Genomic DNA, 12143 nt, shown 5'->3' on the forward strand with positions numbered 1-12143 from the left:
AATGGATACCCACAATCAACCCGCCACCGCCGATCTGCTCGCCCTTCTTCGCCAGTACTGGCCCCATAAGGCCTTCCGGCCGCAACAGGAAGAGATCATCCGCTCCATCCTCGATGGCAGGGACACCATTGCCCTCCTTCCTACGGGCGGCGGCAAATCCCTCTGCTACCAGCTGCCGGCCCTGGCGAAGCCCGGCCTCTGCCTGGTGGTAAGCCCACTCGTCGCCCTTATGAAGGACCAGACGGACAGTCTTCGCCGGCGGGGGATAACGGCCTTTGCCCTCCATGCGGGGCTCAACCGTAAAGACGTCGTCGCCACCCTGAAGCTGGCCGCAGGCAGCAACTGCAAGCTGCTCTATGTCTCTCCCGAACGGCTGGAGAGCCACCTTCTCATCGAATGGCTTCCTGCATTGAACATAAGCCTGATCGCCGTCGACGAAGCCCATTGCGTATCCCAGTGGGGCTATGACTTTCGGCCCCCTTACCTGCGCATCGCCGCGCTCCGCGACCACCTGCCCGCCGTTCCGGTCATCGCCCTTACGGCCTCCGCAACCACTGAAGTGATGGGAGATTTAGCCGACAAGCTAAAGCTCAAAACGCCGGCGATCTTCCGCCAACCCTTCACAAGGCCCAACCTGTCCTATAGCTTTTTCAAGGTCGGGAATAAGGTCAGCAAGATCACGGAGATACTGAACCGGGTCGCCGGAAGCAGCATCGTCTATTGCCGGACCCGCCAGTCGACGCGCGAGATCAGCGACTGGCTGACCCGACAGGGCATCTCCTCCGCCGCGTATCATGCCGGCCTCTCACAGGACGAACGGACACAGCGCCAGGAAGACTGGCTCAAAGACAAAGTCCGCGTCATCGTCAGCACCAATGCCTTCGGGATGGGCATCGACAAAGCCGCTGTACGCACTGTCATCCATGCCGACGTTCCTGAATCCGTGGAGAGCTATTACCAGGAAGCCGGCCGCGCAGGCCGCGACGGGGAGAAAGCCTACGCCATCCTGCTCGCCGACGACGGAGAGGCCGCCCGCCTGGAAAAACAGCCCGACAACCGCTTCCCATCGATCGACCAGATCCGTCCCATTTACCAGGACATAATGAACTACCTCCAGCTGCCGGTCGGCGCCGGCGAAGGACAGTACTTTGATTTCGATCTCACCGCCTTCACCACGCGATTCGAACTGCCGACACCCACCGTCGTCAATGTCCTGAAAGTGCTGGAACAGGAAGACCTGCTCAGCTTTCACCAGCAGATCTTCCTGGCGGCAAGAGTCCAGTTCGTCGCAGGAAAAGAAAGTCTCTATGATTTTGAGGACCAGCAGCCCGAACTGGTGCCGCTCATCCACGCACTGCTGCGCGGATATGAAGGTATCTTTGACACCCCCGCCTCCATTCGCCAACGGCAGCTGGCCTGGAACATCCACAAGGATGCCGCACAGGTAACGGCAGACCTGGTGAAGCTGCAGGCCTTTGGGATCATCGACTATACGCCGGCCAAAGAGTCGCCGCAGATCTATTTTCTCCGCGACCGCCCCGCCGCCGAAGAGCTATACATCAACCCGGTAAGCTATAGACAAAGAAAGGATCAATATGCGACCCGTATCCGGGCCATGTTGCGGTATATCGGGCTTGCCGAGGAATGCCGCAGCCGGTACATCGCGAATTATTTCGGGGATAAAGAGAACCAGGATTGTGGCATCTGCGACAACTGCCTGCGGCGTCGCTCGGGGTCTGCGCCACCTGCCGGTCCCTCACGTCCGACGGCGCCAACCGGCCCTTCCCGCACGCCGGTGCCGTCATCCCGTCCGCGAAGACCGTGACGATCAGACTTTCTCCGCCAGCAACTGGCGCATCTGCTCCTCCAGCTCCTTCAGCCGCCTTTCCATTTCCGGCAGGCTCCGGGCTATCGCCTGGCTGCGCAATGCACTGGTATAATCGTAGGCAGGAGTGCCCGTAACGGCGCCGCCCGCGGATTTGATACTCTTCGTAACCCCGCTCTGGGCATTGATCCGGGCGCCATCTGCTATCTGCAAATGCCCGACAAGACCCGCCTGCCCACCGATCATCACCCCACTGCCTATCTTCGTGCTGCCGCTGATGCCGGCCTGTGCGGCAATAACCGTGTGATGACCGACTTCCACATTATGCGCGATCTGGATCAGGTTGTCCAGCTTGGCGCCCCTGCGGATGATCGTAGAGCCCATGGTAGCCCGGTCGATGGTGGCATTGGAACCGATCTCCACAAAGTCCTCGATCTCCACATTCCCGATCTGCGGCACCTTCTTGAACGTCCCATCGGCCTGCGGCGCAAATCCAAATCCATCCCCGCCGATGACGGTACCGGCATGAATGGTCACATTCTTGCCGACCACGCAGTCGTGATAGATCTTGACGCCCGGATGCAAAACGGAATTGTCCCCGATCCGCACATTCTTTCCGAGATAGACCTGCGGATGGATCTTGACATTGTTGCCGAGGATAACACCCTCGGCGAGATAAGCAAAAGCACCTATGAATACCTTCTCGCCGACCTTCGCCGTAGATGCGATATAGGCCGGCTCCTGAATGCCCGTCAGCTGTTGCGCCTCGATCTCCTGGTATTTCGTCAGCAGGCTGGCAAAAGCCGTATAAGCATCCGCCACCCGGATCACCGTGGCGGCTACCGGCTGCTTCAATTCCAACGACTCATTCACGATGACGATCGACGCACCCGTCGTATACAGATACTCCTCGTATTTGGGATTGGCCAGAAAGGCCAGCTGCCCCGCGCCGGCCTCTTCGATCTTGCCAAAAGAACCAACGGTGACATTGGCGTCCCCCTCGGTCTTACCGTTTATCAGCAGGGCTATTTGCGCAGCGGAGAATTGCATATTAGTGGTTTTTCGGCTGTTCGTCTTTAGATGGCCGTATTCAAATAGCAAATATAAAATTTTTTCACAGTGCTTGCCAGCGTTTGCCGGATAAGCGCGTTGTCGACCTCGGAAATATCCCTTACCGACCCGTCCCGGAAAAGGATATTGATCCTCTCATCCATCGGGTTATAGGTGGTGTTCACCGCCTCACCCGTAAATACGAAATAACGGGCGTCTTCGACAGGGATGTCCAGCCTTTCAGCCACCCGCTCCTGCTCCCCCTTTACGTATCGTTCATCAAAGGGCGTTGCCTGGAACCTGACTTTTAACAGGCGACGGTCGATCAGGCTCCGGGATAGCAAGGACAGCACCGTGTCGGAATGGAACATCCAGGTCTTGATCGTCCCCATCACGTCATAGTCGTCCAGCAAACAGAACTTGTCCAGGTTCACCTCGATATTCAGTACCGGATCCCGATACTGCAGGAAGAAATCGAGCACCGGCGAACAGGCAGGTACGTCTGCGCCAAGCATCACCAGCTGCCTCGCCCTCTCCAGGATGCGGACCAGCATCTTCTCGGCGCTGACCACCGTTTTATGCAGGTAGACCTGCCAGTACATCAGCCGCCGCGCGACGAGGAATTTCTCGATCGAATAGATCGCCTTCTCCTCCACCATCAGCTCGCCATCCTTCACCATCAGCATCTTCAGGATACGGTCATAGCCGATAACACCTTCCGATACGCCGGTGAAAAAACTGTCCCGCGTGAGATAGTCCATCCGGTCCATATCCAGCTGTCCCGACACCAGCTGATGCAGGAACCGCTTGGGATAGGCGCCGGTAAAGATCTCGATGGCCAGGCCAAGCTGTCCTTCCAGGTCCTCGTTCAGCACCTTCATGATCTCCAGCGACAGGGTCTCATGATGGACGCCACGGATCAGCACATTCTCCAACGCATGCGAAAAAGGCCCGTGACCGACATCGTGGAGAAGGATGGCGATCTTGACACCCAGCGCCTCTTCTTCACTGATGGGAAATCCCTTTCGCTGCAGCTCGCTCACCGCAGAACACATCAGGTGATACGCACCCAGCGAATGATGCAGCCGCGTATGGACCGCGCCCGGATAGACCAGGTGCGCAAAGGCCATTTGATTGATCCGCCGCAGCCGCTGGTACCAGGGGTGGGCGACGATGTTCAGCAATACCGGATGATCCAACGTAATAAAGCCATACACCGGGTCGTTGATGATCTTACGCGAAGATTGGGCCATTCCTAGAGTTTTTTGCGCCTCCTGCGGCTTATGGTTTTGTTAAAACGGGAGGAAACAATTGTCAAATGTAACTAAAATTGGCCGGGAAATTGTAGTTTGGAGGAATATGCCACTAGCCAAAATACTCTGGGTCGACGATGAAATTGAAAGCCTTCATTCCCAGATCCTCTTCCTTGAAAATAAGGGATACGAGGTAAAAGCGCTGACCAACGGTCTCGACGCCATTGATTTCGTAAAGGAAAACCCTATCGATGTCGTCCTGCTCGACGAGACCATGCCCGGCATCACCGGTCTCGAAACCCTCGCCAAGATAAAAGAGGCTAACCAGCAGACCCCCGTCGTGCTCATCACCAAGAACGAGACCGAAAACCTGATGGACGACGCCATCGGCAGCCAGATAACGGATTACCTGATCAAACCCGTCAATCCCAACCAGGTGCTGCTCAGCCTGAAAAAGATCATCGACAACAAACGGCTCGTTGCGGAAAAGACCACCACCGCCTATCAGCAGCAATTCCGTAACCTCTTCATGGCGCTGAACAGCAACCCGGACTACAACGAATGGATGGACATCTATAAAAAACTGGTCTACTGGGAGCTCGAAATGGAGAAATCGGACAGCCCGGAAATGCGGGAAGTGCTGCAAACGCAGAAACAGGAGGCTAACACCGAATTCTTCAAATTCGTTTCGAAGAACTATGCTCAATGGGTCCACCCGAAATCACCCGAAGGCCCCATCATGTCGCACAGCCTTCTTCAGTTCAAGGTGCTGCCGCACGTTGAAAAAGGCACACCTACCTTCTTCATCCTGCTGGACAACCTGCGCATCGATCAATGGAAAGCCATCCAGCCCATCTTCGCCGAGAGCTTTCGCATTTTGGAAGAGGACAGCTTTTACAGCATTCTGCCCACGGCTACCCAGTACAGCCGTAACGCGATCTTCGCGGGCCTGATGCCCCTCGATATCGAAAAGCAGTTCCCCTCCCAATGGAAGAACGATGACGAAGAAGGAGGCAAGAACCTGCACGAGGAAGAGTTCTTCCGGGCCCAGCTCAAACGCTTGAAAAAGGACAACCTGAAAGTCTCCTATACAAAAGTGCTTAACTACCAGGCCGGCCAGGATTTGGTTGCCAACATCCACAACCTGCTGAACAACGATCTCAATGTCATCGTCTACAATTTCGTGGACATGCTCAGCCATGCCCGGACCGAAATGGAAGTACTGAAAGAGCTGGCCAGCGACGAGATCAGCTATCGCAGCATTACGACCTCCTGGTTCGAACATTCGCCCCTGCACGCCGCATTGAAAAAGGTCGCCGACAAAAAGATCAATCTCATCCTGGCCACCGATCATGGCAGCGTCCGGGTAAAAACCCCCTATAAGGTCATCGGCGACAAGCAGACGACCACCAACCTGCGGTATAAGCATGGACGCAACCTGAACTATGAGGCCAAAGAGGTCCTTGCATTCCGCGATCCAAAAGAGGCCGGACTGCCGGTGCCGACGGTGAATTCCTCCTTCATCTTCGCCCGCGGCGACGGATTCCTCTGCTATCCCAACAACTACAACTATTATGTGAACTATTACCGCAATACCTTCCAGCACGGTGGCGTCAGCCTGGAAGAAATGATCATCCCGGTGATCCGGATGACCACAAAAGGGTAATATTCTATCCACATCCGTGGATAAATTCGAGACAAGCCATTCCCCATGCCCGCCCCCAAGACATTATTAAGTTGTAACTTTACTACCGTACAGTATGAAGTATACACAAACGACACTCGATAAGATCGAGCGGATCCTGGACGAGGCAGAATACATCGTACGCTATGAAAGAGGCAACTTCCAAAGCGGCTATTGTATCCTCGAACAGAAGAAGGTAGTGGTGCTGAATAAATTCCTTCAGCTGGAAGGCCGCATCAGCACGCTGATCGATATTGTCCCCCAACTTAGGATCGTGCCGGAGACCCTCAGCCCCGAGGTACGCCGCATCTATGAGGAAGTGGTAGCCGCCGCCCACGCGGTTAACGAAGGATAGAATTCCGTAATTTTGCCGCGTGAGTATCCCCTCATTAAAAATCACGTTCCTGGGTACGGGCACAAGTACGGGCGTACCCATGGTGGCCTGCCCCTGTGAAGTATGCGCCTCCACCGATCCTAAAGACAAACGCCTTCGCTCCAGCATTCTTGTTCAATCTCCCACCACGACCATCGTCGTTGACACGACCCCCGATTTTCGCTACCAGATGCTGCGGGAAAAGGTACGCCGCCTCGACGCCGTCATCTTCACTCACCCGCATAAGGATCACCTCGCGGGATTGGACGACGTCCGCGCCTATAACTTCTTCCAGGGAAAGGCAATGCCTCTCTATGCAAATGAGATGACCCAGGAATCCATCGTACGGGAATTCCCTTATGCCTTTGCCGACATGAAATATCCGGGCATCCCGGATCTCCGCCTCGTAAGGATCGACAAAGATCCCTTTACCATCGGCGATATCACCGTCACCCCCATACAGGTCTGGCATCTCAAAATGCCCGTGCTGGCCTTTCGCTTCGGCAATTTCACCTATATCACCGACGCCAACCGGATCGACGAGATCGAACGCGAGAAGATCAGGGGCAGCGAACAGATCGTCCTCAATGCCCTCCGCCATGAAAAACACGTCTCCCACTTCACGCTTGCCGAAGCCATCGACGAGGTCCGCGAACTCGGCGTCCCCCAGGCCTGGTTCACACACGTAAGCCACCAGCTGGGAAAGCATGCCGATATCGCCCCAACGCTGCCCGAAGGAATGCGGCTCGCCTATGACGGCCTGACGATCACCACTCATTAACATTTGCTTTACGATGCGCGCACCGACGGCGTTAAACCTTCCAGCCGGTTTCACGTCTATAGCTGGCATAAACTCGAAGTATGAGAAAGATATTCCTGGTCCTGCCGGCGATGCTGCTCCTGTCGGCCGGCGCCTTTGCCCAATCCTCCGTAGAGCTGCTCCCAAGCGTAGGATACACCTTCGCCAGCCATAACGACTTTTACAACACCTACGGCCGCATCGCCGACGGCGTCAGCTACGGCGGATCGATAAAATTCAACGTCACCCGCAGCTTTGGCATCGAAGTCCTTTATAGTCACATGAATACGACCACGGGACTCTATTATTACGGCACCGACCAAAGCCCCATTTACGGGCTTAGCAACCTCCAGCTCGACTATATCATGGCCGGTCCCGTAGAATCCTTCTCGATCCCTAATTCCACCGTTCACCCTTTTATCGGCGCCATGCTCGGTGCAGCCGTCCTGACACCGGGCGTCAACTCCGGCTATAACAGCGATACCAAATTTGCCGTAGGCTTCCAGCTGGGGACCAACATCTATGTAAACCCCCGGGTGGGCATCCAACTGAAGGCACAGATCCTATCACCGGTGGATGGCGCGGGCGGCAGCATTTTCCTGAGCAATTACGGCAGCGGAGCCGGCATCGATACTTATTCATCGATCTATCAGTTCACTCTCGGCGGCGGGCTGATCATTGGCCTGGGCCGGGTGCTTCCCAAAGAAACCTATCGTCCCTATGGCCGGCGACCAAGACCCCGGTACCGCTATTATTACTAGAAAAACTAACAAATGTTAGTTTTTCTGGAAAATTAGTTTTATCTTCACAGTAAGTCTTTTGACGCTTACCGAATGGGCCCTGCCCAATAATGATTGTTTGCCAGTGCTGCCCGGCAATAACCACAAGTTGTTGCCGGGTTCTTTTAAAAAGACCGGCCAGCCGCAAGTACTGCAAACATAAACGACGCCAGATGGAATTTGCAACAGATGAACTCACCCAGCAAGTGGGCCACACGGCCCGGAATTTTGCGGAACAATATATCAGACCCTATGTAATGGATTGGGACGAAAAACAGACCTTCCCGCACGAGGTATTCAAGGAATTGGGCCGCCTCGGAATGATGGGAGTCGTCGTTCCCGAAGAATATGGCGGTTCCGGCCTGTCCTACCTCGAGTACGTAACCATCATCCGGGAGATCTCCTCGGTATGCGGCGCCATCGGGCTTAGCCTCGCAGCCCATAACTCCCTCTGCACCGGGCATATCCTCGCCTTTGGCAACGAAATCCAGAAAAAGAAATATCTGCCCCTGCTGGCCTCCGGCCAGGCCCTGGGCGCCTGGGGGCTCACCGAAGCCAATACCGGCAGCGACGCCGGGAACATGCGGTGTACCGCTGTCAAAGACGGCAAGGAATGGGTCATCAACGGGACCAAGAACTGGATCACCCACGGCATCAGCGGCGACATAGCCGTCGTCGTGACCCGCACAGGCGAACCCCGTTCCCGCAACAACGCCACCGCCTTTATCGTCGAAAGAGGTACTCCCGGCTTCACCGGCGGTAAAAAGGAAAATAAATTGGGAATGCGCGCGAGTGAAACGGCCGAGATGATCTTCGACAATTGCCGCATCCCCGATACCAACCGCCTCGGGGAAATAGGGGATGGCTATCGACAGGCCCTCGCCGTTCTCGATGGCGGGCGCATCTCCATTGCCGCACTTTCCCTCGGCATCGCCAAAGGCGCCTACGAAGCCGCCTTAAAATACAGTAAGGAACGCCATCAATTCGACCAGCCCATCGCCAATTTCCAGGGTATCTCCTTCAAACTGGCCGATATGGCAACCGAGATCGCCGCCGCCGAGCTCCTCACCTTCCAGGCCGCCGACCGGAAAAACAAACACCTGCCCGTCACCCGCGAATCCGCCATGGCCAAATATTACGCCAGCGAAGTCGCGGTACGCGCCGCTACGGAAGCCGTCCAGATCTTTGGCGGCTATGGATATACAAAGGATTTCCCCGTCGAAAAATTCTACCGGGACAGTAAACTCTGCACCATCGGGGAAGGCACCAGCGAGATCCAGAAGATCGTCATCGCCCGCGAAGTATTGAAAGATTGAATGGCCGCGTGGGCGCCGTGAAGCCGGCCTCCCGGCCGGCTGGGGAAGGCAAAACCGCCTCTGGCGTCATGGCATAAAATCCTCTTCTTCCTTCGGCCCATACTTATCGAACAGTTTGTCGATAGCGCCGCCAAAGATGGGGAACTTCTCTTTCGTAAAATTTTTGATGACCTCGATCGCCTTATAGGCCTGCTCTTCACTAAGGCCCTGCGCCATCAAACGCTGGATCAGTTCATCCATATTAAGCTACTTTCAGGAGATTCATCTTGCTCTTGTCGAATTTCTTCTGCGCATACTCGAGGTCGAGATGGAACTTGTCCTCCTTGGCAGAAGGCAACTCGAACATCGCGTCGGTGAGGATACTCTCGCAGATGCTGCGGAGCCCGCGCGCGCCCAGTTTGTATTCGACCGCTTTGTCCACCATGAAATCGAGCACCTCTGTGTCAAAGCTCAGCTGGATACCCTCCAACTCGAACAATTTCTTGTACTGGCGGATCAACGAGTTCTTCGGCTCTGTAAGAATCGACCGGAGGGTCGTCTTGTCCAAAGGATCGAGATGCGTGACGACCGGCAACCGGCCCAGCAGCTCGGGGATGAGCCCAAAGGACTTCAGGTCGGGCGCGTTGACATATTGCAACAAGTTCTTCTTCGCGGCTTCCTGCTGCTCCTTGTTGACATTGAAGCCGATGGCATTCGTATTGATCCGCCGGGCAATGATCTTGTCGACGCCGTCAAACGCACCACCGCAAATGAAGAGGATATTCTGAGTGTTGATCTTGATCAGCTTCTGCTCCGGATGCTTCCGCCCGCCTTGCGGCGGAACCAGCACATCCGTACCCTCCAGCAGCTTCAGCAAACCCTGCTGAACGCCTTCCCCACTGACGTCGCGGGTGATGGAGGGATTGTCACCCTTCCGGGCGATCTTGTCGATCTCGTCGATATAAACGATGCCCCGCTCCGCAGCGGCAACGTCGTAGTTACATACCTGTAAAAGCCGGGTAAGAATGCTCTCGACGTCTTCCCCGACATAACCCGCCTCCGTAAACACCGTCGCATCCACGATCGCAAAGGGAACATTCAGCAGGCGCGCGATGGTCTTGGCCAGCAACGTCTTCCCCGTACCCGTCTCACCGACCATGATGATATTGCTCTTCTCGATCTCTACCTCATTCTCGACCACTTTCTGTTGTAGCCGCTTGTAGTGATTGTAAACAGCGACGGAGAGCACTTTCTTCGCATCTTCCTGCCCGATCACATATTCGTCCAGGATCCGCTTGATCTCGATGGGCTTCTTGACCGTCAGCTTGAACGAACTGCTGCCCGTCGAATCCTCCCGGATCATCAGCTCCTGCTGGATGATCTCCTGAGCATGTTCCACACAATTTTCACAGATATGTCCCTCCTGACCTGCAATCAGGATCTTTACCTCGTCTCGATTCCGTCCGCAAAAAGAGCAATGCAGAGTATTTTTTGCCATTATAGCTATTTATCCGGGTTTGAACTACAAAGTTACCCAACTTATTGGATTCTCCCAGTAGCGTGGAAAAAAGAAACGGGGTCCCGGCGTCGCCGGGACCCCGTTGTAAATCAAATAGTTGTGTTATAATTTATCAAATACCGCATCAACGATCCCATATTCGATCGCTTCTTTGGCATCCATCCAGTAATCCCTGTCAAAGTCCTTCATCACCTGTTCAAACTTCTTGCCGCAATTCTCAGCCAGTATCCGCGCGCTGATATCCTTCACCCGCCGGGTCTGTTTTGCCGTGATCTCCAGGTCGACGCTGACTCCCTGCATATAACCGCCAAGGCTGGGCTGATGGATCATGATCTCCGACAACGGATACACATATCGGCGACCTTTTTCCCCACCGCTAAGCAGGATTGACCCCATGGACGCCGCCAGGCCCATACAGATCGTACTGACCGGGCTTTTCAGCATCTTCATGGTGTCATAGATGATAAACCCGGAGGTCACCACGCCGCCGGGGCTGTTGATAAAGAACTTGATCTCCTCACCGGGCTTGTCGGCATCCAGAAGCTTCAGTTTGGTAACCACCTCTTTTGCCGATTTGTCGTCGACGGGTCCCCAAAGCTCTACGCTCCGGCTCTCGAAAAAATACTTCTCCATCTTCTTCGCCAGGATACCCTGCTCGGGCCCTTTCTCATCGGGCTTCTCCTTTTCATCGGGTTCATCCTCCAGCCGGGTAGGGTTCAACAAATATTTTGAATAGTTCATGATCATGTTTTTTGTAATTGAAATTTTCTATTGTGTGATAGCCTATTCTCTGTTCTCTTTTCTGGGGTTCAGCAACAATACTTCATCCACCAGCCCATATTCCTTCGCTTCCTGCGCCGTCAGCCAGTAATCGCGATCGCTATCCTTCTCCACCTGTTTTGCCGTCTTGCCGGTATGAAACGCCGTGATCTCATACAGCTCCTTGCGCAGCTTCTTGATCTCGTTGACCGTGATCTCGATGTCGCTGGTCTGCCCGCCGATGGCTCCGCTGGGCTGATGCATCATGACCCGGGCGTGCTTAAGCGCTGTACGCTTGCCCTTCGTGCCGGCGCACATCAGCACTTGTCCCATCGAAGCAGCCATCCCGATACAGATCGTAGCCACATCGGGAGTCACATACTGCATCGTGTCATAGACACCCAACCCGGAGTAGACGCTGCCGCCGGGACAGTTGATGTACATCTGGATATCCCGGTGCCTGTCCGTACTGTCCAGGAAAAGCAGCTGCGCCGTGACGATATTGGCCACTTCCTCGTTGATCGGATAGCCAAGGAAGATGATCCGGTCCATCATCAGCCGGCTGTAAACATCCATGACGGCCACATTCATCGGCCGCTCTTCAATAATGTTCGGAGTAAGATTCGTGACAGTGTACTTATTGTAGTCGTTTAACGTGTTGCTGGAAATACCACGGTGCTTCACAGCATATTTCTCAAATTCATTTGCCTGATTCATAATCGTATTTTTCTAGATGATCGGTAAAATCCCGTTCAAATCTCCGTCCAAACTTTCAAATTGCCAAAAAACTGACATTCCGGCATAAAA

General features: G+C 54.7%; 12 protein-coding genes. 6 read left to right on the forward strand and 6 right to left on the reverse strand.

Going from position 1 to position 12143, the window contains the following annotated elements:
• The first annotated feature begins 1 nt into the window (after position 1).
• A complete protein-coding gene (locus VHE34_RS28265; protein WP_325594357.1) occupies positions 2-1825 on the forward strand; it encodes an ATP-dependent DNA helicase RecQ in 1824 nt (607 codons plus the stop codon).
• Between the two features lie 3 nt (positions 1826-1828).
• Here VHE34_RS28265 and lpxD read toward each other — a convergent pair whose 3' ends face one another.
• On the reverse strand, positions 1829-2875 hold the full coding sequence (gene lpxD / locus VHE34_RS28270) for a UDP-3-O-(3-hydroxymyristoyl)glucosamine N-acyltransferase (protein WP_325594359.1): 1047 nt from the start codon (positions 2873-2875) through the stop codon (positions 1829-1831).
• 26 nt (positions 2876-2901) lie between these two features.
• A complete protein-coding gene (locus VHE34_RS28275) occupies positions 2902-4128 on the reverse strand; it encodes an HD domain-containing protein (protein ID WP_325594361.1) in 1227 nt (408 codons plus the stop codon).
• 106 nt (positions 4129-4234) lie between these two features.
• On the opposite strand from VHE34_RS28275, the gene VHE34_RS28280 reads away from it, so the two are divergent.
• The 5 genes from VHE34_RS28280 (at position 4235) to VHE34_RS28300 (ending at position 9079) form a co-directional block, all read left to right on the forward strand.
• Complete coding sequence (locus VHE34_RS28280; protein ID WP_325594365.1) at positions 4235-5794, forward strand: bifunctional response regulator/alkaline phosphatase family protein; 1560 nt, start codon at positions 4235-4237, stop codon at positions 5792-5794.
• Between the two features lie 94 nt (positions 5795-5888).
• Entirely contained in the window at positions 5889-6167 is a 279-nt protein-coding gene (locus tag VHE34_RS28285; RefSeq protein ID WP_325594367.1) for a hypothetical protein, read from the forward strand.
• A gap of 19 nt (positions 6168-6186) precedes the next feature.
• Positions 6187-6966 carry an MBL fold metallo-hydrolase gene (locus tag VHE34_RS28290; protein ID WP_325594369.1) on the forward strand — a complete coding sequence of 260 codons (780 nt, stop codon included), beginning with the start codon at positions 6187-6189 and terminating at the stop codon, positions 6964-6966.
• Between the two features lie 80 nt (positions 6967-7046).
• Positions 7047-7745, forward strand: a complete 699-nt coding sequence (locus VHE34_RS28295; protein ID WP_325594371.1) for a hypothetical protein — start codon at positions 7047-7049, stop codon at positions 7743-7745.
• A gap of 191 nt (positions 7746-7936) precedes the next feature.
• Positions 7937-9079, forward strand: coding sequence for an acyl-CoA dehydrogenase family protein (locus VHE34_RS28300; protein ID WP_325594373.1), 1143 nt, complete (start codon positions 7937-7939; stop codon positions 9077-9079).
• 66 nt (positions 9080-9145) lie between these two features.
• Here VHE34_RS28300 and VHE34_RS28305 read toward each other — a convergent pair whose 3' ends face one another.
• The 4 genes from VHE34_RS28305 to VHE34_RS28320 all read right to left on the reverse strand — a co-directional run bounded on the left by VHE34_RS28305 (position 9146) and on the right by VHE34_RS28320 (position 12053).
• Complete coding sequence (locus VHE34_RS28305) at positions 9146-9319, reverse strand: hypothetical protein (protein ID WP_325594375.1); 174 nt, start codon at positions 9317-9319, stop codon at positions 9146-9148.
• A gap of 1 nt (position 9320) precedes the next feature.
• On the reverse strand, positions 9321-10556 hold the full coding sequence (gene clpX, locus VHE34_RS28310) for an ATP-dependent Clp protease ATP-binding subunit ClpX (RefSeq protein WP_325594377.1): 1236 nt from the start codon (positions 10554-10556) through the stop codon (positions 9321-9323).
• 123 nt (positions 10557-10679) lie between these two features.
• The gene (locus VHE34_RS28315; RefSeq protein ID WP_325594379.1) at positions 10680-11318 is read right to left on the reverse strand and encodes an ATP-dependent Clp protease proteolytic subunit; all 639 of its coding nucleotides are present in this window, start codon (positions 11316-11318) and stop codon (positions 10680-10682) included.
• A 42-nt stretch (positions 11319-11360) separates the two neighbouring features.
• Entirely contained in the window at positions 11361-12053 is a 693-nt protein-coding gene (locus VHE34_RS28320; RefSeq protein ID WP_325594382.1) for an ATP-dependent Clp protease proteolytic subunit, read from the reverse strand.
• Positions 12054-12143 lie beyond the last annotated feature (90 nt).

Source organism: Puia sp. (assembly GCF_035546395.1).
GTDB lineage: Bacteria > Bacteroidota > Bacteroidia > Chitinophagales > Chitinophagaceae > Puia.